Source organism: Roseibium sp. MMSF_3544 (assembly GCF_030732845.1).
In the GTDB taxonomy this organism is placed as follows: Bacteria; Pseudomonadota; Alphaproteobacteria; order Rhizobiales; family Stappiaceae; genus Roseibium.
In genome coordinates, this window is the sequence record NZ_JASHKA010000019.1 from 16,055 (window position 1) to 41,599 (window position 25,545).

Below are 25,545 nucleotides of genomic sequence, written 5' to 3' on the forward strand. Positions count from 1 at the left end.
TTGGAAGAGCGCCACCATAAGGCGGTATTCTAGTGATGTTGCCTTGCTGTAGTACCCACTTGTGCGGCGGAGCCAATCGGCTCCGCTGCAGTTCGTTTCAGTCCCTGAAACTGTCGGTCAAACACGCACCTTGAGAAAGCGGCCGTCGTCGGCATCTGACTTTTCTGCAGCCTCAAGTGCCGCCTGAAGCCGTGCGCCGTGCTCGAAATCCGGCTCCGGACGGCCTTCGCCGCGAATGGCTTCAACGAACCTTTCATAGACAGTCTGGACGGGGTCGACCGCGACGTCTTCCCAACGGGCGTCGGTCAAATTGCTGCCCCGGCAAATCCGAAGGCGCTCCTCGCGCTTTTCGAAGAGGACCTCAAGCCCTCCCTTGTCGCCGTAGAGGCGCAGGCGAAGATCGTTCAGGTGGCCGGAGGCAAAACGCGTTGCGCTGATTGTTCCGAGCGCACCGTTTCCAAGTTCCGCCTGCATGGTGAAGCTGTCATTGGCATCAAGCGGATAATCGCCGATCCGGTTCCCCTCGGCCTTATCGAAGGTTTTCAGGCGGCAGGACAGATCCGAGATCGGGCTGCCCGCCGCAAAGGTGACGAAATCCAGGATATGGACACCGACATCGCCCAGAACGCCCTTGGATCCGTGTTCGGTTGACAAGCGCCAGAGCCACTGGCTTTCCGTCCGCCAGTCGCCCCAGGCGGGTTGCGTGAGCCAGCTCTGCAGATAGGACGCCTCGAAGTGCCGCAAGGCACCGATGGCACCCTCGGCAACCAGTTGAGAGGCCCTTTGCAGAACGGCGACGTCCCGGTAACTGAGATTGACCATGCCGATCAGATTTTTCTCGCGCACCAGATCCGCCATTTCCCGGGCGTCCGCGGCATTTGTCGCCAGCGGCTTTTCGCACAGAACGTGTTTTCCGGCGGCGAGCAAACGCATCGTCGTCGTGTGGTGGGCCGCATCCGGCGTGACGTTCGAAACCGCGTCGAATTCCCCCCAGGAGATGGCTTGCTCAAGATCCGCGAACCGCCCCGGAACTTCGTACGCATTGCAGAATTGCGTCAACATGTCGGGGCGGCGGTCGACCCCGGCAACAATCTCAACATCTGGCATTTTCTGGAACGCGCTCGCATGGTTTCTGGCCATGTTGCCCGTGCCGAGAATGAGAATGCGCAGAGGATTTTCAGTTGGATCCATGGTGGGACTCCGTCGCCGCCTGACTGAAGGGCGATATTTGAAGGTGTAAAAGGATTGCCGACCGCAAGATCAGCGGAAGCCTTCTTCGCCTTCGGCATGAAGTTTCGGGCCGCGTTCCTCGATCTTTTCCGGGGCCTCATCGACCGGAACATTCGGAGCGGCGTTCGGGTCCGCAATCCGGGCCATCGGATTGAACGCCCATTTGACGCCGTTCTTCAGAACCGTCTGGACCGTTGCATCATGGTAGGTCGGGTAGGTCTCGTGACCTGGCCGGAAATAGAAGATGTTGCCCGCACCACGCTTGTATGTGAGGCCGGACCGGAACACTTCACCCCCCTGGAACCAGCTGATGAAAACCGTTTCAAGCGGCTCCGGCACACCGAATGGCTCGCCATACATCTCTTCCATGTCCAGCTCGAAACTGTCCGGCAGACCTTTGGTGATCGGATGGTTGCGACTGGTCACCCAAAGCCTTTCGCGCTCACCCGCTTCACGCCAGGTGAGATTGCAAGGCGCCCCCATCAGCCGCTTGAACGGCTTGGCGAAATGGGCGGAATGCAGGAACATCATGCCCATTCCGGACCAGACAGCGTCGCAGACGCGGTCGACGACTTCGTCGGCAACATCGCCATGGGCGGCATGCCCCCACCAGACAAGGACATCCGTCTCGGCGAGACGCGCTTCGGTCAAGCCGTGTTCTGGATCCTGAAGCGTTGCAGTCGTTGCCTTGATATCGGGATCTGTGTTCAGAGCGTCGGCAATGCACTGGTGCATGCCGTCCGGATACGTGCGGGCGACAACTTCATTGTGCTGTTCATGGACATTTTCGCCCCAGACCACTGTTCTGATCGGCATGGCCGTTTCTCCCGGTTCAGTCGTCATTGGATGAAGGGCGCTTGGAACAGTTCTTCAAAGCGCTTTGGATAGCGCTATCATTGGGTTTGCGAACTGTCAATCGTTCAAGTCCGAATGGTTCTTTGCCGGGCCTAGTGCCCGGCAGTCAGCGCACCTTTGCGGCGGGGATCCGAGAAGCCAGCGAGCACGCCGTCGACAGACATGATCGATTGCGTTGAACCCATGGCATTCTTGACGACGACTGCGTGCCCCCGTTCCTCCAGAAGCCTGATCGTGTCAGGGGAAATGCCCTGTTCGATCCGGATTTCATCCGGTAGCCACTGATTGTGGATGCGCGGTGCGACGGTCGCTTCAGCAATGTTCATCTGATGATCGACGATGTTCAAAATGATCTGCAACGTGGTGGTGATGATGCGGCTGCCACCGGGAGAGCCAGTCGCCAAATGGAACTTGCCGTCCTTGAACACCAGGGTTGGGCTCATGGAGGACAGCGGGCGTTTGCCGCCTTCGACCGCGTTGGCGGTTCCGCCGATCAGTCCGTAGGCGTTCGGCACACCGGGCTTGGCGGAAAAGTCGTCGAGCTCGTTGTTGAGCAGAACGCCCGTGCCGTCTGCGGTCAGTCCTGATCCATATGAGAAGTTCAAGGTGTAGGTGTTGGACACGGCATTGCCGTCCTTGTCGACGACCGAGTAGTGCGTCGTTTCGTTACTTTCATACGGCAGGGGATCAGCCGGTTTCACATCTTCGGACGACCGCGCGACGTCCATCTGGATCGTTTTGGTCAACTCCGCTGCGTAGTCGGGAGAGGTCAGTCCGACCACGGGCACGGTCACATAGTCCGGATCGCCGAGATATTTGGAGCGGTCGGCATAGGCCAAACGCATGGCCTCGGACATCGCGTGGATGGAATCGGCCGAGTTTGGACCGAAATCCCCCATGGGAAAACTCTCCAGAATGTTGAGGATCTGGACAATGTGAACACCACCCGATGATGGCGGCGGCATCGACGCGATTTCATAGCCGCGATAGCTTCCGGTGACCGGCTCGCGCCAGACCGGTTTGTAGCCGGCAAGATCTTCCACGGTCATGCCGCCGCCAGCGGCTTGAACCTTCGCTGCAATCTTCTCGGCAATGTCACCCTTGTAGAACCCGTCCGCGCCCTGTTCGGAGATCAGCTCAAGCGTACGTGCTAGATCTGCCTGGACCAGGGTGTCGCCCGGTTGCACGGGGATCAGGCCGGCCTTGAAAAAGATCTTCGCCGTTGCAGGGTCCTTTGTGAGGCGTTCGGCTCTTGCCGCCAGGGCATCAGAAAGGCCGGGCGTCACCGTGATGCCCGATCCGGCCAACTCGATCGCCGGCGCGATCACGTCCTGCCAGGTTACGTTGCCACTGCCGTGCCTGGCGAAAGCCTCGGCAAATCCGGCGACTGTTCCGGGCACGCCGATCGCAAGGCCGGAAAACCGTGACTTTTGCTTGTCCGGTTCCCCGTCCGGTCCAAGGAACATGTCCTTGAAGGCGGCGGCCGGCGCAGTTTCCCGATAGTCGAGGGCATGGGTTTCTCCGCTTCCGGCCATATGGATCATCATGAAACCACCTCCGCCGAGATTACCGGCGCGCGGAAGCGTGACTGCCAGCGCAAAACCCGTGGCAACGGCAGCATCTACCGCGTTGCCGCCCTTTTTCAGGATCTCAAGACCGACGGAAGTCGCCACCGCCTCCTGGCTGGCGACCATGCCGTTTTCCGATGTCACCGGATGAAACAGATCCGTCAGGGCGTAGATGGGAGCATTCTGCGCCGTTGCGGGAAGCGATGAAAAGGCGAGCAGGGTGGCGGCGGCCACACACGCGGCGGTTCTCAGGCGACGTCCCATAACATTCTCCATGGATGTGCTGTTGAGCCTCAAATTTGGACAAGCGGGGCGGAAGACGCAACTCAAAAACAAGTGCTGTTGCCGTCCTCTTGCGCCCTATTGATTCACCGCAAGGAGGTTTCCGGCGAAAGGCGTCACTCTCTAAGCGCCCGTTACATCGGAAATCGCAAGGAGGCCAGCTTGATACGGTGTCTTAGTGACCTGAAACCCACCCTGTCGACGACCCAAGGGTTGCTCCTACTTTTGCTGGCGACAGCAACGCTTGGGTCCGGCGGCATGCAGTCACCCGCACTTGCCGCCGACGCTGCAGCAGGCAAGGCGCTTGCGTTGCAATGGTGCTCCTCCTGTCATCTTGTCGCCGATGACCAGCCGACAGCGGCCAGCACGTCTCTTCCGACCTTTTATGACATTTCAAGGGACCCGGAATGGACCGAAGCGACGCTGGCGACATTTCTGGCGGACCCGCATCCGAAGATGCCAAACATGAATCTTGGCAATACAGAAATTGCCAATCTCGCCAAATACATCAACTCACTTTCATCCAACTGACCGTGTGTCTCCAGGGTGCGGCTTCAATTTTGGACCCTAAAGCTCGAATTCGGCGCGCATGGCGGCGTGATACGACCCGGCATAGGTCTCGTCATCTGCGTCCAGGACTTCGTCGGGCAGGCCGTAGTTGAAAACCCGCACATCCACTGCCCTGTCTGTCATTGCGGCACTTGCCAGAATGTGATCAAGCGCCTGACCCTTGCCCTTGTGAATAACCGTTTGCCGCCTTTCGAGGGGCAGGGAAGCATCCAGTTGGAACAGCCTGCGATGTTCCAGGGCAGGTGAGGCGGTGTCGTCGGGATCGGCGCGCAGGAGGCGCAATGTCCCGGTTTCTCCGGTCGCATTGAAGTCGCCGGTCAGAACAATGTGCGCCGTGTCGTCCGCATCGAACAGGGCTTCGACGGCAAGGCGCAGTTCCAGTGCCTGCGCCGTCTGTTTCAGGACCGACAGCAAGTAGCCCTCGGCCCATGCCGACGTGCTCTTCCAGGTCCTGGCAGAGGTCTTGCCGCCGCGGATCACGGCGGCAATCGGTGCTCTCAGGTGAACCCCAAACAGATGTAATGGCTTCGGTCCCCCGAGATCGATCTCGGACTTGAGGATAGGCCGTTCAAATGTGACTTTCTCGGGCGAAGAATACTCCGGATCTGCCGTTGTCGGCTGCCACCGGGGAGGCTCTGCGTGTTGCTGAAACAGGCTCTCGTGAGCGGCTATCGGGTACCGGGATACGATGACGAGATTGTGCCTGTCGCCCGGTCCCTTGCCGGGTGCGCGTTCGCTGGCTGCCCGGTGATAGGCTTCATAGGGTGTTCCGGCGAGAAGCAGGTCGAGTGCCGGGAACTCTCGTTTCGGCGCGCCCTTGATCTTCTGTGCGTTCACCTCCTGCAGGCACAAAATGTCGGCTTCCAGCTCCAGGATCTTTGGGCGCAGGGCTTCAAGCCTGGGCTTGAGGTCTGCGACTACGAACCTGTCGCTTCCAAAGGATTCCATGTTGAAGGTGGCAAGTTTCATTCAAGAGGACCCATGCAAAATCGGGAGCGCTACGATAGCGCTATCGCCTGGCAAGTGGTAGGCAGCTTATCGGTCGGATAGATTTTGGGAAGAGGCTTTTATGGCGGATGAAACTTGTCCCTGCGGCACGGGACAATCCTTCGAAAGGTGTTGCGAACCTTTTCTTGCCGGCACGAGCGCTCCCGAAACGGCGCAAGCCCTGATGCGCTCGCGCTACAGCGCCTATGTTCGCGAGAACATTCCGTATCTGAAAGAAACGCTCTGGCCAAAATACCAGAATGGGTTCGATGAAGTGGCGACGGCAAATTGGGCGGCCGAAAACCATTGGACCGGACTGTCGGTTCTTCAGGTAGAGAAGGGTGAGAAGACCGACCGTGAAGGAACGGTGCTGTTTGAAGCCAGGTTCCTTTCAGGCGGCCAGCTTCACACGCATCGGGAGCTAAGCCGGTTCCGGAAAAAGGCCGGCCGCTGGTACTATGTGGAAGCCGTTGCGGAGTAATTTCTTGCCGTGCCTAAGGAGCATGACCGAGTGTTCTTCCGGCAATCAACGGCACGGTCGCAGCCACTTTTTCGAACAAGGTCCGGTCGCTGGAGGAAGAGGCAACGATAATCGCGCCCTCCAGGGCGGAAACAATGGTGATTGACAGGTCCGTTTCTTCTTCATGGCCGTGCCTGGCAAAAAGCGCCGTCAACCAGTCTGCATTCATCTCAAAAAAGGCCCTGGTTTTCCTGTTCATGTCTGCTGGCAGACCGAGCGCCTCGGCGCCCAGGATGGCACACAGGCATATGGCTTCGTCCATGACCAAACCATCACCATAAAGCTCGATAAACTGGTCGAGCGCAGCCTTCAGGTTGTCCTGTGGAATTGCTTCCAGCCGCGCCCTGAACCTTTCTATGTAGCTGTCGAGGAGCGCCTCCCCCAGATCTTCCTTTGTCGGGAAATGATAGTGCACGCTTGCACTCTTGATGCCGACATCCTGCGCGACATCCCGGAAACTCATCGCCGGGAAACCAGCGTTGCGGACGCGTTTTTCAGCAGCGGCAATAATTTTTTCCCGCATGGGAAGGCCTTGCGGCATGGCTTGCTCCAAGTTTTCTACCTATCGATAGATTAGTTATTGACACGCCGGGATTCAATGCGCATATGTATTCTACCTATCGATAGGTAGACAATTGAACTCATGCCGAAAGGAACTCAGCAATGGCTACTGGACCAAGCAAAAGCGCGTTTTGCTCGTCATGTCGTCCATCGACGAAATGGGAATAAGCGGAAAACAGACAGGGACATGGTTCGAAGAGGTCGCGACGCCCTACTATGTCTTGACCGAAGCCGGGTTCGAAGTGGTCTTTGCCTCACCCGACGGAGGCAATGCGCCTATCGATCTTTTGTCCATGAAAGCGCCTTTCACCACTGAGAACACGGCACGTTTCTTCAACGATCCCGTTGCAATGTTCGCGGTTCAAAACACGCGCAAGCTTCGCGAGATCGACTACTCGACCTTCGATGCCCTGTTCGTTCCTGGTGGTTACGGACTGATCTGGGATCTGGCATCGGACAGCTACGCGATCAAGATGATCCGCGACTTCTATGAAAGCGATCGCCCGGTCGCGATGGTCTGCCATGCACCGGCGATCCTTCGCGACGTCAAGAAATCAGACGGGAGCTATCTTGTCGACGGCGTCAGCCTCACCGGTTTCAAGAACGACGAGGATACTGAAATCGAACTGCTTCATCATTTGCTGTTCTCGCTCGAAGATGAACTGAAGCGCCGAGGTGCGAACTATATCAGCAAGGCAAACTGGGAAGCCAATGTGGTCGAAGACGGTGCCTTGATGACCGGTCAGAGCCCGGCCTCCGCGCCGCCATTGGCCGAGGCGCTGGTTCAGAGGCTTTCGTGACACAGATTGTTGTTTCGGTGCCGGTTCCGACCGGCATCGGCAACGCTTAAACTGCGGTCAATGCACCGCCGAGATGAGCAGCAAGCTGAAGAGAAAGAGCAAAAAATGAACTTCAACGATGACTTTTCAAAACGCGCGGTCGTTCATGCGCAGCAGGTTCCCTGGGTCGCGTCACCAATGCCGGGTGTCGAGCGCCGCATGCTCGACCGGATCGGCGACGAGGTCGCCCGGGCCACAACCATTGTCCGGTATGCACCCGGAAGCGCCTTTTCCGCTCACACGCACACGGGGGGTGAGGAATACCTTGTCCTTGAAGGCGTGTTTCAGGATGAACACGGAGACTTTCCCGCAGGCACATATGTCCGCAATCCACCTTCTTCCAGCCATACCCCTCGTGCTGAGGGGGGTGCGACGATCCTGGTCAAGCTCTGGCAGTTTGATCCTGAGGACCGTACGCAATTAGCGGTCGATACGAACACGGCTGCACTGTCACCCGTTGAAGACCGTGACGGCGTGTCCGAGATACCGCTGTTTCATGACGACCGGGAAAAGGTTCGCATCGAAGTCTGGGACGCCGGACAGTCGGTAAACCTGGAAAGCCATGACGGGCTTGAGGTTTTTGTCCTTGAGGGGGGCTTTTCAGAAGGCGGTGAGGACTTTGGCGTACAGTCCTGGCTGAGGCTTCCGGCCGGCCATCCGCTTAAAGCCGTCGCCGGGCCGAAGGGCGCACGGCTCTGGGTCAAGAGCGATCATCTCGCCCAACACATAACGGCTCCGGGAGCGGTGCGATGACCCGGGCCCCGTTAGCCATCGTAGCCGGGAGCGGTCCTGGATTTGGGCGTTATCTCGTGAAGAGCCTCAATGCGCACGGATACAACGCATACGGCTTAAATCGCAGTGTCACAGCAGGTGATGACGAGCGGATGCTGCGTGTCGATCTGAGCGACGCTTCTCAGGTCCAGTCGGAGATAAAGAGCCTCGTCGGCGCATATGGAGCGCCCAAGCTTGTGGTGCATAACCCGGCAAAGCTTCTCATCGCGCCTTTTGAGGAAACGCGCAGTGAAGACTTTGAAGCCACTTGGAGAGCAATGGTTCTCTCCGCGGTTCATCTCGCCAAGGAAGTCCTGCCGGCCATGGTTTCCAGTGGCGGTGGAACGTTTATCGTGTCCGGAGCAACCGCAAGCTTACGGGGCGGTGCCAGGTTCAGTGCATTCGCATCGGCAAAAGCCGCATTGCGGACTCTCACGCAATCCCTGGCAAAGGAATACGGACCAAAGGGTGTCCACGTCGCGCACGTGATCCTCGACGGAATTTTGGATACCGGCGCAAGCCGTGAGCTACACGACATGGATCCGGACCGGATGATGAAGCTGGAAGACGTTGCGCAGACATATCTGGCCCTGGCCGCGCAACCGAGATCCGCGTGGACCTTTGAAATGGACCTGCGCCCGCAAGGGGAGGCGTTCTGATGCACACGGACATTTTGATCGTCGGCGGCGGGCTCTCCGGCCTTGCCCTGGCCGATCGTCTTGCGCGCCAGGGCCGGGATTGGCTCCTGACAGAGGCAAGAGACCGCCTTGGCGGCCGGATCCTGTCACCAGATATCGCGGGCGCCCATTTCGATCTTGGGCCTGCCTGGTTCTGGCCGGGTCAGCCTCAAATTGAGCAGATGCTTCGCCGGTTCGACATCGACGTCTTTGAACAGTTTTCGCAAGGTGCAACCGTTTTTCAGAACGGGTCCGGTGCTGTGCAGACCTATCACGGATTTTCCTCCATGGCAGGGTCCATGCGCGTTGCAGGTGGCATGGGCGCCTTGATCGGCGCGCTTGAACAGGTTCTTCCCTCAGAGCGCGTTATGCTGAGGTCTGCGGTGTCCGGCATTAAAAAAACAAGCGAAGGCGTCTGTATAGAAGCAGGATCTCTTTCGATAAATGCCAATCATGTTGTCCTGGCGGTTCCGCCTCGCGTCGTCGCCGAGGCGATTTCATTTGAACCGGGGCTTCCCGAAGAAGCTCACAAGTCAATGGAAACGATTCCGACCTGGATGGCGGGCCAGGCGAAAATCCTTGCCGTCTATGAAAGGCCTTACTGGCGCGAAGCCGGGCTCTCGGGCGACGGCATGAGCCAACGTGGCCCGATGGTTGAAATTCATGACGCGTCTCCGATGGAAACCGGTCCCTATGCATTGTTCGGGTTTGTCGGTGTTCCCCCTGGCGTCAGGGCAGAGCACCCTGAAAGAGTGCTTGAACTGGCACAAGAGCAGTTGATCGCAATGTTCGGAGAGGGCATGCGCAATCCTGTTCATCTGCAAATGCTGGATTGGGCCAAAGAAAAGGAGACTGCAGTCCCTCAGGATCTGAACAGCCAGCGGTCTCATCCGAGCTATGGATTACCGCCTTCCCTGTCGCGCCTTTGGGACGGGAAAGTGCTGCTGGGGTCAACCGAAACAGCGCCGGTACATGGTGGTTTTCTAGAGGGTGCGCTCGAAGCAGCGGAAAGGGTTGAAAATGTGCTCCTTGATGCGGCTTTGGAAAAAACGCCCAGGGCGTCTTGAGAAGCGTCTGGTCGCAGTACGGGAATTGCGCCGATACGGCGAAGATGATCGGCGAGGTGAGGCCAATTCAGCGTCGTCCAAGCTTGATCCTTTGCAGCGTGCCAACCATTTGCGACGCCAAGCTGAGGGTCCGAACCCCCGATCAGTCGCATAATCTTGAGGAAATGAAGCCGGTGCTTTTCATTTGATGAATTAGTCTAAAAAGTAGTTCTAAAGTCGAATTCTACGCTCTATTAGTTTAATCAGAATAAGTAATTCTCGAATTCATCGATTTTTGTTTGTGAACAACTTTTAATTTGATAATCGATTTTCCCAAAATACATCAGCTGTGAAGCATTCAAATATGCAGAAACGGAGGATGTAGAGATGCACAGATATGCGACCAAACACATGAACGAGTTGCGGCAGGAAATCGAGAACCTGCTGAACCGCCGGGACCTGGATCCTGCGGAAAAAAGCAAGCGACTGGATCGGCTGGACCGGTCTTATCAGTTCTGGCGTCAATTTGCCTGACCGCATCTTCTTTCTGGCCGCAGCGGTCCAGACAGCTGGTCACAGAAACGGCTGAGCGCATCAGGGGTCGCCGGTACGGCCCTTTATAGGAAAACAGGAATCCGGTCCCTGCGCTTGGCGGCGTTAGCAGGGACCGGATCAAAACGCGGAGCGAAGGGGAGGCAACCTCTCAGGTCCGCGAAAACAACCCGGTTCAAATATCAATGGTCTGGAGATTTGACTTCGAACCGGATGTCAGTTTGTTCACTATTTGTTCCAGATTTGGGTTTCGCTGTCAAGCGTCCATAGGCGGTCAGTGAAGGCGGTCACTTACGGTTTTTTTCCCCATGCTGGCACGTCAGGATCTTCTGTCCTCATTTTCAAAAGAAAGGCTGACGTCAGTTGCTTGCTTTTGCCCGTTTGGAAACAGCCCGGTTTGGCAATCCGCTCCGAGCTTCGGTCAGCCCGGTTTCTTTCGCGTCGACAGCAAAAACCGGCGTTCTCACGTATCTGTGAAGCACTCGCAAAACTAATCAGCGCAAGGCCACAGAAAATTAAGCCCCTCATGGCACAAATACCAAATGGTATTCTTAAGGGCCTTGCACGTGCGATTTACCGCCAATTCCTGGACGAAGCGTTTTCAAGACGCCGCCTGGTTTCAAGCGCTGGGCAAAAGCACCGAACGGTTCTCCGACGTCCTGCGTGGCAGCGGATCGGACAAACAGGCCGCCGGGCGTATGGCCGTGTCTACTTTCGCGGTGAGAATCGCGGGCGCTGCGCTGGCTTACCTTTCGCAAATTGTTCTCGCGCGCCTGCTTGGCGCTCATGATTACGGCATCTATTCCGTTGCCTGGACCTTTGTCATCATACTCGGCGTCATGGCCTGTGGCGGGTTTTCGACATCCGCCAGCCGCTTCATTCCCCAATACAGACAGACCGGTGACTTCGACCGCCTGCGCGGTTTTCTCAAGGCAAGCCGTCAGGCCGCCTTTCTGATCGGCGTTTGCGCCGCCTTGCTGGCCACCGGTGTGGTCTACCTGCTGCGATCGGCCATCGAACCCTACTACGTTCAGCCGCTCATGATCGTGTTCCTGGCTTTGCCGTTTTTCGCATTCGGGCTCGTCCAGGACGGAATCGCGCGCAGCTATGACTGGACTTCCCTGGCCATGTTGCCGACCTATATCTGGCGGCCGCTAGCAATTTTGTTTCTGCTGGTCGCGGCTGTCGTCGCAGGGATCCCGGCAAGCGCGGAGACCGCTGTAATGGTCGCGGTAAGCGCGACGGTACTTGTCGCCGGCTATCAGTATTTTCACCTCAGAAAACGACTGCCGCTCCAGGTTCCCGTCGGAACGTCCAAGGTCGACATGAAGCCATGGCTCGCAATTTCGCTTCCAATGCTGATGGTTGAGGGATTTCTCCAATTGATCACGAGCGCCGACGTGATCATGGTCAGTTTCTTCCAGAGCCCCGATGAAGTTGCCGTCTACTTTGCAGCGTCCAGAACACTGGCTTTGGTGCACTTTGTTTATTTTGCCGTCAGGGCGGCTTCGGCGCATCGGTTCTCGGCCTATACTCACAACGAAGACCTCTCCGGTCTCGCGGCCTATACAAGACAGGCGACGCTCTGGACATTCTGGCCGTCGGTTGCCGCCGGCGCAGGCCTTTTGCTTGTGGCGCCACTGCTGCTCAGGCTCTTCGGCAGCGGGTTTGAAAATGGTTATCCGCTGATTGCCCTTTTGATGATTGGGGTTCTTGCGCGCGCCTCCGTCGGCCCTGCAGACGCATTGCTTTCCATGACGGGGCACCAAAGGTCCTGTGCCGGGATTTATGCCGCGACGTTTTTCCTCAACGTTCTGCTCAACCTCTTGCTTATCCCGCTGCTTGGTCTTGCAGGAGCGGCGATCGCGACAAGCTGCGCAATTCTCATGGAAGCAACAGTGCTGGCAATCGTCGTGAAGCGGAAGCTGAAAGTGACCACTTTCGTTCTGCCGTTGATGTTCGCGCCTAGGAGCGTGTCAGGTGAAAACTGATGTAATCCAAAAACCGGATACAGAGGCGATCACGCTTGATCCGCAACGCGTTGAATTGCCTGTTTCTGCCTGGCAGGCGCTTTGTGACGACGCGCTCGATCCCAATCCGTTTTTCGGTCCGCAGTTCCTGCGTCCGTTCCTCCACCATATGGGTGGCAGCGCCGTGCGGCTTGTTGTTGTGCGCGAGAAACGAACGGGCAGGTGGCTGCTCGCGGCACCTGTTGGACGGCGTCCTGCCGGACTTGCGTTGCCCGTGGCAACCGCCTGGACGAGCGACTATGCGCCTCTTGGAGCGCCGCTGATGCATCCGGATGCACGCGAAAAAGACGTCACGCTTTTTTTCAAGGCGGCAGCCGGCGTTGCCGGCGTGCTGGCGATCCCATATCTGCCCCTTGCGTCCCAAACGGCGCAGCGTCTGATGAAACTTGAGGGCGTGCAGGCCTTTGTAACACTGCAGGCGCAAAGGGCCGCTCACGCTTCGGGAGCTGAGGGGGAGCAACAACTGGAAGAAGCTTACAAGGGCAAACGGCGCAAGGAGATGCGGCGTCTCCTGCGCCGGCTTGAAGATCATGGCCCCGTCGCCTTCGCGTGTGTCACCGGTCCGGCGGTTCCAGAGAGTTTTGAAGCGTTTCTCGATCTGGAAGCATCCGGTTGGAAAGGCCATGGACAATCAGCTTTGAAGAGCAAAGCACAGACCGCAGCTTTTTCCCGCGAGGCAATTGCTGCCCTTGCTCAAAACGACCGTATCCGCATAGACCAGCTTCGCGCGGGCGACCGTGTTATTGCGTCTCTGGTGTCCTTCATCGAGGGCGGGGATGTCTTTACATGGAAGATTGCCTTTGACGAGAGTTTTGCGCGGTATTCTCCAGGCGCTCAGCTGGCAATCCAGGCGTTTCGCGAAAACCTGGCGCATCCCGGCTTCAGGCAAGCGGATTCGCTCGCCATTCCAGGCCATTCCATGATCGAGCCACTCTGGCGCGGCCGGCTTGAAACCGGAACGCTGTTACTTACCAGCGGGCCGCTCAGCAGCCTGAAACGGCAGATCTGTGCGGCCGACATCGCCCTCGAAAAACAGTTGCGGGGGCTCGGACGAACGGTGAAAGCAAAGCTCAAATCACGCAAGACATGATCTTCAATTGATCTCGGAACGAGCCAGTTCGCGCAATTTCCGCCGGATGACCTTTCCGGTCGTCGTCATTGGCAGGGAATCAACGAATTCGATCTCGCGCGGATACTCATGCGCCGACAACCGGTCACGAACATAATCCTTGATATTGTCCTCAAGCGCATCGCCTGAGGCTTCTTCGGACTTCAGGACGATATAGGCCTTTACGATTTCGGTCCGCAGCGGATCGGGTTTGCCGACGACGGCCGCAAGGGCAACCGCAGGATGTTTGATCAGGCAATCCTCGATTTCTCCAGGACCGATACGATAGCTCGCAGAGGTAATGATATCGTCGTCGCGGCCGACAAAATGGATGTAGCCGTCCTCGTCTTGAACACCCTGGTCTCCGGTGATCATCCAGTCGCCGATGAATTTTTCACGCGTTGCTTCGGGCTTGTTCCAGTATTCGAGGAACATGACGGGATCCGGTCTTCTGATGGCGATCTGTCCAAGTGTTTCCGGCGGCAGGGGATTGCCGCCGTCGTCGATGATGGCGACTTCGTGTCCCGGGGTTGCCTTACCGATCGCGCCGGATCGCGTCACGCCGAGCGAGGCAGCCGATCCGAGCACGGCGTTGCACTCGGTCTGGCCGAAGAACTCGTTCACCGGAAACCCGAATTCGGCGGCAAACCAGTCATAGGTCTCGCGTCCAAGAGACTCGCCGGCCGACCCGACACTGCGCCAGTTCAGCCTGAAACGTGCCGCCGGGCGGTCTACGGCGCGCAGCATCTTCAACGCCGTTGGCGGAATGAAGGCGTTTCGAACCTGCTGGTTCGCCAGCAGGTGAAACGCAAATTCGGGATCGAATTTCCTGGACGCATGCGATACGACCGGGACGCCGAGCTTCAACGCCGGAAAGAGCGCATTCAGGAGACCGCCAGCCCAGGCCCAGTCGGCGGGCGTCCAAAGAAGATCGCCGTTCTGCCCCAGGAAGTTCTGCGAGAGCTCAATGCCGGGCATGTGTCCGATCAGGACCCTGTGACCGTGCAATACGCCCTTGGGCTGACCGGTTGTTCCGGAAGTGTAGATCATCAGCGCCGGATCGTCCGGTGTTGTCTTCAGGGTTTCAAACCTGTCGCTTGCTTTTCCAAGCAGTTCCTCGAAGGACAGTGCGTTTGTGTCCGGCCCGTCGACGGAGATCATGAAGTCGAGGTCTGCCAGGCCGTCCCGGATCGAGGACATCTTTTCCAGACCGGCAGTATCGGTGATCAGGCCTCGTGCTCCGGAATCCGAGAGACGGTATTTCAAGGCCTCCTGCCCGAAAAGAGCCGCCAGGGGGACTGCGATTGCGCCGATCTTGTAGGCTGCAATATGGGCAATCGCTATCTGCGGGCACTGCGGCAAAAGCAGTGCAAACCGGTCGCCGCGCTTCAGCCCGAGAGCGATCAGCGCATTGGCGCAGCGGTTGGCCGCGCTGCTGAGTTGCGAGTGAGTCCAGTCCTCGACAGACCCGTTGGACAGAACGTGTCGGATCGCGAGCCTCTGAGGGTCGCTAGCGGCCCAGCTGTCGCTGACGGCGGCGGCCATGTTGTAAGTCGCTGGCAATGACCAGCGGAACTCGGCTGTCAGCGTATCGTAGTCGCTGATGGGCTTCAGCATGATGATTGTGATCCGATGCTAAAAATTTAGGCAGCGGAGTTTAGATCGACGCTTGTTGCAGTGCAATAGAGGCGTTGCCTTACCTTTTTGCGAGCGGATGAGCGCCTTCAACGAGTTCGCGCAGGCGTTCATCGAGCACGTGGGTATAGATCTGTGTCGTCGAAATGTCCGCGTGGCCCAACAGCTGCTGCACGACGCGCAAATCCGCACCGTTTTGCAGAAGATGCGAGGCAAAGGCGTGGCGCATCACATGCGGTGAAATCTTCGCGGCATCCAGTCCGGCTGCGACTGCCAGGTCCTTCAGGTCGCGCGCGAAATGCTGCCGCGTCAGATGCCCGCTGCCACCATGAGAGGGAAACAGCCAGGGACTTTTTTCATAAGCACCTTCTGCAGTGCGAAGGCCCACGTAGTCCCGCATCGCCATCTGGGCAGCATGTGACAAGGGAACGAGACGCTCCTTGCCACCCTTGCCTTTTACTTCGATCAGGCGGGCATCCCGCAGGGCGGCGCCGACGGGGAGCGCAACGAGTTCAGACACGCGCAGCCCGGTGGCGTAAAGGACTTCGATCAGAGTGTACATGCGCTGGACCCGCAGCCGTGCAGCGGCACTGCGCTGTGGTTTTTGCGTTTCAACTCGAGCCGTTTCGATCAACCGGTCGACGTCATCCATGGAAAGGACCTTCGGCAGGCTGCCGCGCTTTTTGGGCGCCGACAAGGTTCGTGTCGGATCGTCCTGCCGCGTTCCCTCCGAATAGAGGAACTTGAAGAACTGCTTTAACGCCGAAAGGCGTCTCGCCTGTGAGGATTCGGCGAAACCGCGGCTGGTCAGGTTTCCCATATAGGCTGAAATGTCATCGGATTGCGCTGCTGCGATCCGTTTCTTGCCGAGAAAGACCGAGAAATCCTCTAGGTCCCTGCGATAACCCGCAAGCGTGTTTTCCGCTGCACCTCGTTCGGCGGCGAGCATTTCCAGAAAGTTCTCAAGGTCGAAGCTGGTTGCCATTAAACCTACCGACCAAAGCCGTCCTTCTTGACCCTGACCGTGATTTCCCGCTCCCGAGGATCGACGAAATTCGCAAGAGCGTAGATCGTGCCGTAGCCGAGCGCTCCAAGCAGAGCAAGCACAAGCAGCAATCGGGTGAGGGTTGGCACGTAAGCTCTCCAGGGGCGAATCGAATGCCCGATTGTTTCAAAAACGCAGCGGCATGCGCAAGGCTTCGTGATTTTCAAAAGCACTGCCTTGAAGAAAAACGCCGACGGCGTTCCGCGACGTGTCTTTTTTAGCGAATATGCTACAACGCAGCCATGACAGAAAACGACAAGACGCAGCATCCCGCGGGGGAGACTGCCGACATGAAAGCAAAGTCCATCGATCTCGACCGGCTCGTCACGGCACTCGGGACTCGATCGATCGTGCTTGTCGGCATCATGGGATGTGGAAAATCAACGGTCGGCAAACGGCTTGCGCAACGCCTGGGTCTTGAATTCGTCGACGCGGATTCCGAAATAGAACGCGCTGCCAACATGACTGTTTCGGAGATTTTCGCAGAGCATGGCGAATCCTATTTCCGCAGTGGCGAAGAGCGGGTCATTGCCAGATTGCTTGGCGAAGGCCCTCAGGTTCTCGCAACGGGCGGCGGTGCCTTCATGAGCGATACGACGCGCTCTGAAATTTCGGAAAACGGTTTGTCTGTCTGGCTGAAAGTCGACTTTGAAACGGTCATGGCGCGTGTGCGCCGCAGATCGACGCGGCCTCTACTGCAAACACCGGACCCCGAGGGCACCATGCGCAAGCTCCTGGCCGAGCGGGAACCCATCTATGCCAGAGCGGCCCTGACGGTGACGTCTGAAGATGTGCCGCATGACATGGTCGTCGACCAGATCCTTGTCACGATGGCGAATTATCTGTTTCAAGATGAGGGCCAATTAACCTCACAGACCTCGATCACCTGATTGTCGGACACAAAAAACATGGCAGATACGATCGTGGCGGAAGCCGCATCACCGATGACAACAGTCCGGGTCGACCTGGGCAAGCGCAGCTACGATATCAAGATCGGGCGGGGGCTGATTGAAAGCGCCGGGGCAGAGATCGCCTCCGTTCTGCCAGGCGCGAGGCTTGCCGTGATCGCCGACGAGAAAGTTGCCGGACTGCATCTTGACGCCTTTTCCGCAAGCCTTGCTTCGGCAGGGCTTGAGCATACGGTTCTGACTGTCCCGTCCGGCGAAAGCAGCAAGTGTTTCCGTGAGTTTGAACGGCTTTGCGACGAGGTTCTGGCTGCACGGCTCGAACGCGGCGATGCCATTGTTGCACTGGGCGGCGGTGTCACCGGCGATCTCGCCGGGTTCGTCGCCTCCGCGACGCGCCGCGGCATGAGCTTTGTCCAGGTGCCGACCACGCTGCTGTCGCAGGTCGACAGTTCAGTCGGGGGCAAGACCGGCATCAATTCGCGCCACGGCAAGAACCTCATCGGTGCTTTTTTTCAACCGGTTCTGGTTCTGGCCGATACGGCGGTTCTGGACACGCTGACACCGCGCGACTTCCGCGCCGGTTATGCGGAAGTTGCCAAATACGGGCTGCTGGGCGATGCCGAATTTTTCACCTGGCTCGAAGACAACTGGAGCGCTGTCTTTGCAGGCGGACCGGAACGCGACGAGGCGGTCGCACGATCGTGCCAGGCCAAGGCCGACATTGTTGCCGCTGATGAGCTGGAAGCGGGACGCCGTGCTCTTTTGAACCTCGGCCACACGTTCGGGCATGCGTTGGAAGCTGCGGTTTCTTACGAAACCGAACGATTGGTGCATGGTGAGGGCGTCTCCATCGGCATGATGCTGGCGCATGAATTTTCCGAGCGGCTCGGACTTGTCGGCGCCGACACCGTGGCGCGGGTGCATGCACACCTGACAGACGTCGGGCTTCCCGTCCGGGTCCAGGAGATCCCGGGGCAGCTTCCCCGCGTAGACACGTTCATGGATATCATTGCGCAGGACAAGAAGGTGAGCCGGGGCAACCTCACATTCATTCTCACACGGGGCATCGGTGAAGCCTTCATCGAAAAGGGCGTTGATCCCGATGCCGTTACTGACTTTCTCAAGGAGAAACTCGAGCCATGATGGAAACGGCTCTTTGGTTGGCAATCGCCGCTATTTTCGTGCTTTTGTTCCTGTCTGGTTTCTTTTCCGGTTCGGAAACGGCGCTGACGGCCGCTTCCCGGGCCCGGGTGCTACAGCTGGAGAAAACCGGCGACTGGCGCGCACGTGTTGCGAGCCGTCTGATTTCGTCGCGTGAACGCCTGATCGGCGCGCTTCTGCTTGGCAACAACCTCGTCAACATTCTTGCCTCTGCGCTGGCAACCAGTGTGTTCCTGACCCTGTTCGGCGAAGCTGGCGTTGCGATCGCGACGCTTGTCATGACGGCGCTGGTGCTTGTGTTCGCAGAGGTCCTGCCAAAAACCTGGGCCATTTCAAACCCGGAGCGGTTTGCGCTGATGGTGTCACCCATCGTGCGCGTCGTTGTCGCGGTGTTCGGCCCCGTGGTTGCGGGCGTGGAGTGGATCGTTCGGCACATCCTGCGGTTTGCAGGCATCAATGTCGGCGCCGATGCGTCCATCCTGTCGGCCCACGACGAGTTGCGTGGTGCGGTCGATCTCCAGCATATCGAAGGCGGACTTGAAAAGGGTGAGCGCGACCGTCTCGGCGGTCTTCTCGATCTCGCCGAGCTGGAAGTGTCGGACGTGATGGTGCACCGGACCAACATGCTGGCACTGAACGCGGACGAAGACGCGTCGCGCTTGGTCGATGCGGCGCTTGCCGCACCCTATACGCGCTTGCCGCTCTGGCGCGGGGAAAGCGACAACTTTATCGGGGTCCTCCATGCAAAGGACCTGTTGCGTGCACTGCATGCGGCAGGCGGTGATGCGACCAAGATCGACATCCTCGAAATCGCGGCACCGGCCTGGTTTGTTCCGGACACGACCAGCCTGCAGGATCAGCTGAACGCGTTTTTGCGTCACAAGTCGCATTTCGCGCTCGTTGTGGACGAGTATGGCGAAGTGATGGGTCTCGTGACGCTGGAAGATATCTTGGAGGAAATCGTCGGAGAAATCGCTGACGAGCACGACCTTGAACTGGAAGGCCTCAGGCCGCAGGCCGACGGGTCGGTGATTGTCGACGGCTCAGTACCGATCCGTGATCTCAACAGGGCTGCGGACTGGAACCTGCCGGATGATGAAGCCACCACGATCGCCGGGCTTGTGATTCATGAAGCGCGCATGATTCCGGAAGAGCGGCAGATCTTTACCTTCCACGGCTTCCGCTTCACGGTATTGCGCCGGGAGAAAAACCGCATTACCCGCCTGCGCATCATGCCGCTCGGGCAGGCGCGCGCGGCTGCCAGCGTCGAAACGTCACGGCCGTCCGCCCAAAGCGGATAATCAGCCGGCGTTACCTGCTTTGGCTGCGCGTGGGTCCGGTTCGCCAGGTGTCCTTATTTCAAGGGCAAGGGCATGAACGCTGCTGGCAAGCTCATCGGCCAGAACCTCGTTGATTGCCCGGTGACGGGCGATGCGGTTCATGCCCTCGAACGCATCTGCGGCGATCTGGACCCGGAAGTGGGTTTCGCCGCCCTCGCGCCAGCCGCCGTGACCTTTGTGCTTGTCGGATTCATCGATCACGTTCAGGAAATCGGGTGAAAACGCGGTCGTCAATTTGGCGGTAATCGTCTCTTTTGTGTTCATGGCCTCAACGTGTGATCGGAGTTTACAAAGTCAAGTCTTTGCGGGCCCTGCCGCGGCTGGTAGAGTGGCGGGCTGTGCGAGACCCAGGTGGCCTGTGCCGGGAAATTAGCTTTGGACACCGGGGAAATGCAACACCCTGCGGCTTGCCCGCGATCTGATAGAATTCGATATTCGACAGTATGAAACTGGACTCTAAACTCTTCGACAGTATTCGGGTGAAACCGGACAAGGAGCGTGCCGCGCAGGACACCCATCCTGTGTGTGATCACCCGGGCTGCAACCGTCCGGGCCTGCATCGTGCTCCAAAGGGGCGCGACCGCGAGGGAGAGTATTTCAATTTCTGCGTCGATCACGTGCGGGAGTACAACAAGTCGTACAACTACTTCGTCGGCATGGGCGATGACGACGTGCGGTCCTACCAGAAAGACAGCCTGACCGGGCACCGGCCAACCTGGAAAATGGGCGTCAACAAACAGGCCGCCGACGGGCCGGACGGGTACGACCCGAGGTCACGCATGCGAAGCAACGCGCAGCAGCGGGCCGAACAGGCACGTCGTCCGCGCCAGCGAAAACTGCTAACGCTTGAAAAACGTTCCCTGGATGTGCTCAATCTGCCTTACACAGCCCGTGGCGCTGAGATAAAAGCGCGCTATAAGGAGCTTGTGAAATTGAACCATCCGGACGCCAACGGCGGTGACCGATCTTCCGAGGACCGACTGCGGGAGATCATTCAGGCCTACAACGTTCTGAAAAAAGCCGGTTTCCTTTAAGCTAGCAGTGTCCTGCGAGCTTTTCCCAAATGATCCTTCCCGAAAATTCGGGCAGCGGAGGACTGATGACTGAGACGACGACTGCGGCCATGGCCTTGCCGGACACTGAAGTTTCTGTACAGGAGGTGTTCGGATTCGATTCCAGCCTCAAGGTACCGGCATTTTCCACGCCGTCAGAGCATGTACCGGAGCAAGACAACGATTACCTGTTCGACCGGGCGACCACCCTCGCGATCCTGGCTGGATTTGCCCACAATCGCCGGGTGATGGTCACCGGATATCACGGAACAGGTAAGTCCACGCATATCGAACAGGTTGCCGCTCGACTGAACTGGCCCTGCGTCCGCGTCAATCTGGACAGCCATATTTCCCGTATCGACCTGGTCGGCAAGGATGCCATCGTCATTCGCGACGGCAAGCAGGTCACCGAGTTCAGAGACGGCATCCTGCCGTGGGCCTATCAGCACAATGTTGCGCTGGTCTTTGATGAATATGATGCCGGGCGGCCGGATGTGATGTTCGTGATCCAGCGTATCCTGGAATCCTCCGGGCGCCTGACATTGCTCGACCAGAGCCGGGTGATCCGTCCTCACGCCGCCTTCCGGCTGTTTGCGACGGCAAACACGGTCGGGCTCGGCGATACATCCGGTCTTTATCACGGCACGCAGCAGATCAACCAGGCCCAGATGGACCGCTGGTCGATTGTGACCACGCTGAACTACCTGCCGCATGACAACGAAGTCGACATCGTTCTTTCCAAGGCGAGGCACTTCAAGACGGACGAGGGCAGGAACATCGTTTCCAAGATGGTGCGGCTCGCGGACATGACCCGCAATGCGTTCATCAATGGTGATCTTTCGACCGTCATGAGCCCGAGGACCGTCATTACCTGGGCCGAGAATGCCGAGATCTTCGGCGACGTCGGGTTTGCCTTCCGGCTGACATTCCTCAACAAGTGTGACGACATGGAACAGTCCCTCGTGGCCGAGTTCTACCAGCGTTGTTTCGGCGAGGACCTGCCGGAATCTTCCGTCAATGTCGTGATGAGCTGAGGATCTGATGGCACCGCGTCCCGGTCACAATACGCTTCCCGGCAACAAGCCCGCACCGACCAGCGAACCGTTCAAGCAATCGGTGAGCGGCACCATGCGGGCAATCGCCGGCGAGGCGGAACTGGAAGTTCTGTTCTCCGGCGACCGGCCGGGCCTGAGCGGAATGACGGCGCGCCTGCCCGAGCCGTCCCGGAAAGTGAATGCGCACGAAATTGCGGTCACGCGGGGGCTGTCGGACTCCCTGGCCTTGCGTCTTGCCTGTCACGACAAGGCGGTTCATTCCAAGAACCTGCCGCAGGGTGCCGACGCAAGAGCCATCTTCGAAGCAGTGGAACAGGCAAGATGCGAAGCTGTCGGGGCGCGCCGCATGCAGGGGGTTGCCGAGAACCTCGCTGTCATGCTCGACGACCGGTTCCGGAAATCCGGAGCGCCAGACGTTACGAGCCGCGAAGAAGCGCCGCTTCAGGATGCGCTTTCGCTGATTGTGCGGGAACGACTGACGGGCGCGGAACCACCTGAAAGCGCGAAGAACCTGGTGGACATGTGGCGCGGCTGGGTTGAGGACAAGGCAGGGGCCGAACTCGACATGCTGCAGGCTGAAGTCGAAGATCAGAACACGTTTGCGTCCCGGCTTCGTGACGTCCTGAAGTCACTCGATATGGGCGACGAGCTCGGGGATCAGGACCAGGACAACGATCCGGACCAGAACGAAGACCAGGGCAACAACGAAGAAGCCGAAACCGGCGACGACGAAGACAACGAAAGCGGTGAACAGGAAGCTGCGCCGCAAGAGATGGAACTTTCCGGCGAAGAGCAGGAAAACGGTGACACCGAAGCTGCCGACATCGACATGGAAGACTTCGACGAGCAGGACATGGCGGACGATTCCGAAGAGCCGGGGGAAAGCGATCGCCAGGACACGCCGTTCTCGACGCGTCCTGAAACCGATTATCGTGTCTTCACCCGCCAGTTCGACGAGACCGTCACGGCAGAGGAGCTTTGCGACACGGCGGAACTGGACCGGTTGCGCGGGTTCCTCGACAAACAGCTGACCCACCTCCAGGGCGCGGTTGCGCGCTTGGCCAACAGGCTGCAGCGCAAGCTGATGGCGCAGCAGAACAGAGCCTGGGATTTCGATCTGGAGGAAGGTCTGCTTGACACGTCCCGTCTGACGCGCGCCGTCACCGACCCGATGTCGCCGCTGGCGTTCAAGCAGGAACGCGACACCAATTTCCGTGACACGGTGGTGACGCTTCTTCTCGACAATTCCGGTTCCATGCGCGGCCGCCCGATCACGGTTGCCGCAACATGTGCAGACATTCTTGCGCGCACGCTGGAGCGCTGCGGCGTCAAGGTGGAAATTCTCGGTTTCACGACCAAGGCCTGGAAGGGTGGTCAGTCACGGGAGAGCTGGATCGGTGCCGGCAAGCCGCCGACACCGGGGCGGCTCAACGACCTGCGGCACATCATTTACAAGTCCGCCGACGCGCCCTGGCGCAGAGCCCGGCGCAACCTGGGCCTGATGATGCGCGAGGGTCTCTTGAAGGAGAATATCGACGGCGAGGCGCTGCTGTGGGCGCATGAAAGATTGCTGGGCCGGCCGGAACAACGCCGGATCCTGATGATGATCTCCGACGGTGCGCCCGTCGACGACACCACGCTGTCCGTCAATCCGGGGAATTATCTGGAGCGACATCTGCGTTATGTCATCGAGGAAATCGAAACGCGTTCGCCGGTCGAACTGATCGCGATCGGGATCGGCCACGATGTCACCCGCTATTATCGCCGTGCTGTGACCATCGTCGACGCGGAGGAACTGGCCGGGGCGATGACGGATCAGCTCGCCGATCTGTTCGATGATGAAGTCCAGCTTGCCTATCAGTCCCGCGGCAGAGGCCGCCGGGCCGGGCACCGCTAAGGCGGCAGGACCCGGTATGGGAGAGAGCCAGAGGCTTCCCGGCACACGGCGCTTTGTTGCAATGATCGGCGCGGTGGCAGCGTTGCTGGCGCCGGTCAGTGCGCACGGCCTCGACCTGCTGGTCGAAGGCGAACGGGTCAAGCTGCGCACCAAGCCCATCGAAACCTTTCATATCGGTCATTCCGACACGAAGTTCGGTCGACTGACCTTTCTCGGCGGACTGGAACTTCTGGCATCCGACCGCAAGGTGGGTGGGCTTTCCGGCATGATTATGCTGGATCAGGGCGATGCATTTCTGGCGGTCACGGATAACGGGCACTGGGTTGCGGGCGATGTGCAGCAAACGGATGAAGGAGCCCCGACCGGAATAGACAATCTCAGGATCGCTTCGCTTCTGGGTGCGGACGGGAAGACGCTTCGAGCTCGCTGGGGACACGACACCGAGGCCCTGACGCTGTCGCCCTCCGGGCTCTATGTGACGGCGGAAACCCGCAACGCGATCTACCATTACCCCTGGCCGCTGACGTCGACCAAAACGCTGATGGTTGGGGAAGTCGCGCTTCCGGAGGAAGCAAGCAAGTTGCCGCGCAACGCCGGACTGGAAGCGCTTGCCGCTGCACCGGATGACGGCGCGCTAGCAGGTAAACTGGTGGCCGTTGCAGAATCAACGCCGAGCGATGCCCATGATTTCCCCGCCTTCCTGATCGGGCCGAATGGTTCGGAACGGTTTTCGATACGACGCCGTGACCGGTTCGATGCGACCGATGCCGCCTTTCTGCCGAACGGCGATCTCGTTTTGCTGGAACGCCGTTTCAATTTGCGGGACCTGATCGGGATGAGGCTTCGCCGGTTTGACGCGGCATCGATCAAACCCGGTGCGGTTGTCGATGGCGAGGTGATCCTGGAAGCCGATTTCAGCCATCAGATCGACAACATGGAAGCGCTCGCCATTCACCAGAACGCGGCCGGCGAGGTCATCCTGACGCTGCTTTCCGACAACAACCGCTCGCTTCTGCAACGGACGGTGTTCTTGAGGTTCCGGCTGGACGAAGACGAGAGCTGACTTTGACACTCGGTCCGCCGTCCTCCGGACACCGAAGGAAACAAAAAAGGCGCCGTGAGGCGCCTCTTTCATTTGTCTCGCGTCAGCTGTGGCCTTACGCCGCCGATCCGTTCGGAACAGGCTGGAAGAAATTCAGAATGACCCGGTAAGGCGCCAGCAGGGCAAGTGCGACCAGCACCTTCACCAGCATGTCGCCCACGGCAAGCGAAACCCAGAGCAGGGTCTGCATGTTGTCGGCGATGCCCAGGAACGGAACCGGGAAGGCGAGGGAACCGTCGTCCATGCCGAACAGGCCGTCGACAAACGCAAAGCTTGCGGAAAATGCGATCCCGAAAAACAGAAGCGTGTCGATGGCGGAGCCGATCAGCGAGGACGTCATCGGTGCTTTCCACCAGGTCATGCGGCGCAGCCGGTCAAATATGGTGACGTCAAGAAGCTGCGCGACCAGAAAAGCCGTGCCGGATGCGATCAGGATGCGCGGCGTGGTGAAAGCCTCGTCGAATGTCCAGAACAGCATCGGAACGACGATTGCCAGCAGGAAGCCGGAAATGACGACTTTGCGTGCAGCCGTCGGGCCGAACCGTCTGTTGGTCAGGTCGGTCACAAGAAACGCGATCGGGTAGGTGAACGCGCCCCAGGTGAGTGTGTCAGCCAGGTTGATCCCGCCGACGATATGCTCGACCGGAAACTGAACGAGGTAATTGGAGGCCACAACGACAAGCGCCATCGCGAGGATCGCGATGGCGTGATGGCCCACGGAGAAGCTCCGGGTATCCGTCATTATTCTATCCCG

Annotated in this window: 26 protein-coding genes; 16 read left to right on the plus strand and 10 right to left on the minus strand. The window is 58.7% G+C overall.

The window, feature by feature from the left end:
• Positions 1 to 117: 117 nt before the first annotated feature.
• The 3 genes from RBB47_RS22790 to ggt all read right to left on the minus strand — a co-directional run bounded on the left by RBB47_RS22790 (position 118) and on the right by ggt (position 3,917).
• Positions 118 to 1,170 (minus strand): Gfo/Idh/MocA family protein, encoded by a 1,053-nt coding sequence (locus RBB47_RS22790; protein ID WP_305988301.1) that lies wholly within the window; start codon positions 1,168 to 1,170, stop codon positions 118 to 120.
• Positions 1,171 to 1,260: 90 nt separating this feature from the next.
• On the minus strand, positions 1,261 to 2,046 hold the full coding sequence (locus RBB47_RS22795; RefSeq protein WP_305988197.1) for a ThuA domain-containing protein: 786 nt from the start codon (positions 2,044 to 2,046) through the stop codon (positions 1,261 to 1,263).
• Positions 2,047 to 2,177: 131 nt separating this feature from the next.
• On the minus strand, positions 2,178 to 3,917 hold the full coding sequence (gene ggt, locus RBB47_RS22800) for a gamma-glutamyltransferase (RefSeq protein WP_305988198.1): 1,740 nt from the start codon (positions 3,915 to 3,917) through the stop codon (positions 2,178 to 2,180).
• Between the two features lie 180 nt (positions 3,918 to 4,097).
• Here ggt and RBB47_RS22805 point away from each other — a divergent pair, with 180 nt between their 5' ends.
• Positions 4,098 to 4,466 (plus strand): c-type cytochrome, encoded by a 369-nt coding sequence (locus RBB47_RS22805; protein ID WP_305988199.1) that lies wholly within the window; start codon positions 4,098 to 4,100, stop codon positions 4,464 to 4,466.
• A gap of 36 nt (positions 4,467 to 4,502) precedes the next feature.
• Here the strand turns inward: RBB47_RS22805 and RBB47_RS22810 are convergent, their stop codons facing one another.
• On the minus strand, positions 4,503 to 5,474 hold the full coding sequence (locus tag RBB47_RS22810) for an endonuclease/exonuclease/phosphatase family protein (protein ID WP_305988200.1): 972 nt from the start codon (positions 5,472 to 5,474) through the stop codon (positions 4,503 to 4,505).
• A gap of 100 nt (positions 5,475 to 5,574) precedes the next feature.
• Here RBB47_RS22810 and RBB47_RS22815 point away from each other — a divergent pair, with 100 nt between their 5' ends.
• A complete protein-coding gene (locus RBB47_RS22815; RefSeq protein WP_305988201.1) occupies positions 5,575 to 5,973 on the plus strand; it encodes a YchJ family protein in 399 nt (132 codons plus the stop codon).
• A 13-nt stretch (positions 5,974 to 5,986) separates the two neighbouring features.
• Here RBB47_RS22815 and RBB47_RS22820 read toward each other — a convergent pair whose 3' ends face one another.
• Positions 5,987 to 6,553 carry a TetR/AcrR family transcriptional regulator gene (locus RBB47_RS22820; RefSeq protein WP_305988202.1) on the minus strand — a complete coding sequence of 189 codons (567 nt, stop codon included), beginning with the start codon at positions 6,551 to 6,553 and terminating at the stop codon, positions 5,987 to 5,989.
• Between the two features lie 94 nt (positions 6,554 to 6,647).
• Between RBB47_RS22820 and RBB47_RS22825 the strand changes: the two genes are divergently transcribed.
• The 7 genes from RBB47_RS22825 to RBB47_RS22855 all read left to right on the plus strand — a co-directional run bounded on the left by RBB47_RS22825 (position 6,648) and on the right by RBB47_RS22855 (position 13,578).
• Positions 6,648 to 7,373, plus strand: coding sequence for a type 1 glutamine amidotransferase domain-containing protein (locus RBB47_RS22825; protein ID WP_305988203.1), 726 nt, complete (start codon positions 6,648 to 6,650; stop codon positions 7,371 to 7,373).
• Between the two features lie 105 nt (positions 7,374 to 7,478).
• On the plus strand, positions 7,479 to 8,165 hold the full coding sequence (locus RBB47_RS22830) for a cupin domain-containing protein (protein ID WP_305988204.1): 687 nt from the start codon (positions 7,479 to 7,481) through the stop codon (positions 8,163 to 8,165).
• On the plus strand, positions 8,162 to 8,842 hold the full coding sequence (locus RBB47_RS22835) for an SDR family NAD(P)-dependent oxidoreductase (RefSeq protein WP_305988205.1): 681 nt from the start codon (positions 8,162 to 8,164) through the stop codon (positions 8,840 to 8,842). Before RBB47_RS22830 ends, RBB47_RS22835 begins: the two co-directional genes overlap by 4 nt.
• The gene (locus tag RBB47_RS22840) at positions 8,842 to 9,927 is read left to right on the plus strand and encodes an FAD-dependent oxidoreductase (protein WP_305988206.1); all 1,086 of its coding nucleotides are present in this window, start codon (positions 8,842 to 8,844) and stop codon (positions 9,925 to 9,927) included. The genes RBB47_RS22835 and RBB47_RS22840 overlap by 1 nt, the downstream gene beginning before the upstream one ends.
• Positions 9,928 to 10,293: 366 nt before the next feature.
• Positions 10,294 to 10,440 (plus strand): hypothetical protein, encoded by a 147-nt coding sequence (locus tag RBB47_RS22845; protein WP_305988207.1) that lies wholly within the window; start codon positions 10,294 to 10,296, stop codon positions 10,438 to 10,440.
• 584 nt (positions 10,441 to 11,024) lie between these two features.
• Positions 11,025 to 12,449 (plus strand): lipopolysaccharide biosynthesis protein, encoded by a 1,425-nt coding sequence (locus RBB47_RS22850; protein ID WP_305988208.1) that lies wholly within the window; start codon positions 11,025 to 11,027, stop codon positions 12,447 to 12,449.
• Positions 12,439 to 13,578, plus strand: a complete 1,140-nt coding sequence (locus RBB47_RS22855; protein ID WP_305988209.1) for a GNAT family N-acetyltransferase — start codon at positions 12,439 to 12,441, stop codon at positions 13,576 to 13,578. Before RBB47_RS22850 ends, RBB47_RS22855 begins: the two co-directional genes overlap by 11 nt.
• A gap of 3 nt (positions 13,579 to 13,581) precedes the next feature.
• On the opposite strand, the gene RBB47_RS22860 is transcribed toward RBB47_RS22855, so the two are convergent.
• The 3 genes from RBB47_RS22860 to RBB47_RS22870 all read right to left on the minus strand — a co-directional run bounded on the left by RBB47_RS22860 (position 13,582) and on the right by RBB47_RS22870 (position 16,365).
• A complete protein-coding gene (locus RBB47_RS22860; protein WP_305988210.1) occupies positions 13,582 to 15,213 on the minus strand; it encodes an AMP-binding protein in 1,632 nt (543 codons plus the stop codon).
• Positions 15,214 to 15,292: 79 nt separating this feature from the next.
• Positions 15,293 to 16,216, minus strand: coding sequence for a site-specific tyrosine recombinase XerD (gene xerD / locus RBB47_RS22865; RefSeq protein WP_305988211.1), 924 nt, complete (start codon positions 16,214 to 16,216; stop codon positions 15,293 to 15,295).
• A 5-nt stretch (positions 16,217 to 16,221) separates the two neighbouring features.
• On the minus strand, positions 16,222 to 16,365 hold the full coding sequence (locus tag RBB47_RS22870) for a hypothetical protein (protein WP_305988212.1): 144 nt from the start codon (positions 16,363 to 16,365) through the stop codon (positions 16,222 to 16,224).
• Positions 16,366 to 16,566: 201 nt separating this feature from the next.
• Here RBB47_RS22870 and RBB47_RS22875 point away from each other — a divergent pair, with 201 nt between their 5' ends.
• From RBB47_RS22875 to RBB47_RS22885, 3 genes are read left to right on the plus strand one after another with little or no spacing between them, the layout of a single operon-like run.
• A complete protein-coding gene (locus tag RBB47_RS22875) occupies positions 16,567 to 17,166 on the plus strand; it encodes a shikimate kinase (RefSeq protein WP_305988213.1) in 600 nt (199 codons plus the stop codon).
• Positions 17,167 to 17,184: 18 nt separating this feature from the next.
• Positions 17,185 to 18,327, plus strand: coding sequence for a 3-dehydroquinate synthase (aroB, locus tag RBB47_RS22880; protein ID WP_305988214.1), 1,143 nt, complete (start codon positions 17,185 to 17,187; stop codon positions 18,325 to 18,327).
• A complete protein-coding gene (locus tag RBB47_RS22885; RefSeq protein WP_305988215.1) occupies positions 18,324 to 19,646 on the plus strand; it encodes an HlyC/CorC family transporter in 1,323 nt (440 codons plus the stop codon). Before aroB ends, RBB47_RS22885 begins: the two co-directional genes overlap by 4 nt.
• Here the strand turns inward: RBB47_RS22885 and RBB47_RS22890 are convergent, their stop codons facing one another.
• Positions 19,647 to 19,949, minus strand: coding sequence for a BolA family transcriptional regulator (locus RBB47_RS22890; RefSeq protein WP_305988216.1), 303 nt, complete (start codon positions 19,947 to 19,949; stop codon positions 19,647 to 19,649).
• Between the two features lie 179 nt (positions 19,950 to 20,128).
• On the opposite strand from RBB47_RS22890, the gene RBB47_RS22895 reads away from it, so the two are divergent.
• The 4 genes from RBB47_RS22895 (at position 20,129) to RBB47_RS22910 (ending at position 24,752) form a co-directional block, all read left to right on the plus strand.
• A complete protein-coding gene (locus RBB47_RS22895; RefSeq protein ID WP_305988217.1) occupies positions 20,129 to 20,719 on the plus strand; it encodes a DnaJ domain-containing protein in 591 nt (196 codons plus the stop codon).
• A 65-nt stretch (positions 20,720 to 20,784) separates the two neighbouring features.
• A complete protein-coding gene (gene cobS / locus RBB47_RS22900; protein ID WP_305988218.1) occupies positions 20,785 to 21,771 on the plus strand; it encodes a cobaltochelatase subunit CobS in 987 nt (328 codons plus the stop codon).
• Between the two features lie 7 nt (positions 21,772 to 21,778).
• On the plus strand, positions 21,779 to 23,689 hold the full coding sequence (cobT, locus tag RBB47_RS22905; RefSeq protein ID WP_305988219.1) for a cobaltochelatase subunit CobT: 1,911 nt from the start codon (positions 21,779 to 21,781) through the stop codon (positions 23,687 to 23,689).
• A gap of 16 nt (positions 23,690 to 23,705) precedes the next feature.
• Positions 23,706 to 24,752, plus strand: coding sequence for an esterase-like activity of phytase family protein (locus RBB47_RS22910; RefSeq protein WP_305988220.1), 1,047 nt, complete (start codon positions 23,706 to 23,708; stop codon positions 24,750 to 24,752).
• 94 nt (positions 24,753 to 24,846) lie between these two features.
• On the opposite strand, the gene RBB47_RS22915 is transcribed toward RBB47_RS22910, so the two are convergent.
• Positions 24,847 to 25,533, minus strand: a complete 687-nt coding sequence (locus tag RBB47_RS22915) for a queuosine precursor transporter (protein WP_305988221.1) — start codon at positions 25,531 to 25,533, stop codon at positions 24,847 to 24,849.
• Between the last annotated feature and the right edge of the window lie 12 nt (positions 25,534 to 25,545).

Bases quoted from the DNA above. Each gene is read 5' to 3' on its own strand.
- RBB47_RS22795 (WP_305988197.1), bottom strand. From the start codon at position 2,046: ATGCCGATCAGAACAGTGGTCTGGGGCGAAAATGTCCATGAACAGCAC.
- ggt (WP_305988198.1), bottom strand. From the start codon at position 3,917: ATGGGACGTCGCCTGAGAACCGCCGCGTGTGTGGCCGCCGCCACCCTG.
- RBB47_RS22810 (WP_305988200.1), bottom strand. From the start codon at position 5,474: ATGAAACTTGCCACCTTCAACATGGAATCCTTTGGAAGCGACAGGTTC.
- RBB47_RS22815 (WP_305988201.1), top strand. From the start codon at position 5,575: ATGGCGGATGAAACTTGTCCCTGCGGCACGGGACAATCCTTCGAAAGG.
- RBB47_RS22820 (WP_305988202.1), bottom strand. From the start codon at position 6,553: ATGCCGCAAGGCCTTCCCATGCGGGAAAAAATTATTGCCGCTGCTGAA.
- RBB47_RS22830 (WP_305988204.1), top strand. From the start codon at position 7,479: ATGAACTTCAACGATGACTTTTCAAAACGCGCGGTCGTTCATGCGCAG.
- RBB47_RS22835 (WP_305988205.1), top strand. From the start codon at position 8,162: ATGACCCGGGCCCCGTTAGCCATCGTAGCCGGGAGCGGTCCTGGATTT.
- RBB47_RS22840 (WP_305988206.1), top strand. From the start codon at position 8,842: ATGCACACGGACATTTTGATCGTCGGCGGCGGGCTCTCCGGCCTTGCC.
- RBB47_RS22845 (WP_305988207.1), top strand. From the start codon at position 10,294: ATGCACAGATATGCGACCAAACACATGAACGAGTTGCGGCAGGAAATC.
- RBB47_RS22860 (WP_305988210.1), bottom strand. From the start codon at position 15,213: ATGCTGAAGCCCATCAGCGACTACGATACGCTGACAGCCGAGTTCCGC.
- xerD (WP_305988211.1), bottom strand. From the start codon at position 16,216: ATGGCAACCAGCTTCGACCTTGAGAACTTTCTGGAAATGCTCGCCGCC.
- RBB47_RS22875 (WP_305988213.1), top strand. From the start codon at position 16,567: ATGAAAGCAAAGTCCATCGATCTCGACCGGCTCGTCACGGCACTCGGG.
- aroB (WP_305988214.1), top strand. From the start codon at position 17,185: ATGGCAGATACGATCGTGGCGGAAGCCGCATCACCGATGACAACAGTC.
- RBB47_RS22885 (WP_305988215.1), top strand. From the start codon at position 18,324: ATGATGGAAACGGCTCTTTGGTTGGCAATCGCCGCTATTTTCGTGCTT.
- RBB47_RS22890 (WP_305988216.1), bottom strand. From the start codon at position 19,949: ATGAACACAAAAGAGACGATTACCGCCAAATTGACGACCGCGTTTTCA.
- RBB47_RS22895 (WP_305988217.1), top strand. From the start codon at position 20,129: ATGAAACTGGACTCTAAACTCTTCGACAGTATTCGGGTGAAACCGGAC.
- cobS (WP_305988218.1), top strand. From the start codon at position 20,785: ATGACTGAGACGACGACTGCGGCCATGGCCTTGCCGGACACTGAAGTT.
- cobT (WP_305988219.1), top strand. From the start codon at position 21,779: ATGGCACCGCGTCCCGGTCACAATACGCTTCCCGGCAACAAGCCCGCA.
- RBB47_RS22910 (WP_305988220.1), top strand. From the start codon at position 23,706: ATGGGAGAGAGCCAGAGGCTTCCCGGCACACGGCGCTTTGTTGCAATG.
- RBB47_RS22915 (WP_305988221.1), bottom strand. From the start codon at position 25,533: ATGACGGATACCCGGAGCTTCTCCGTGGGCCATCACGCCATCGCGATC.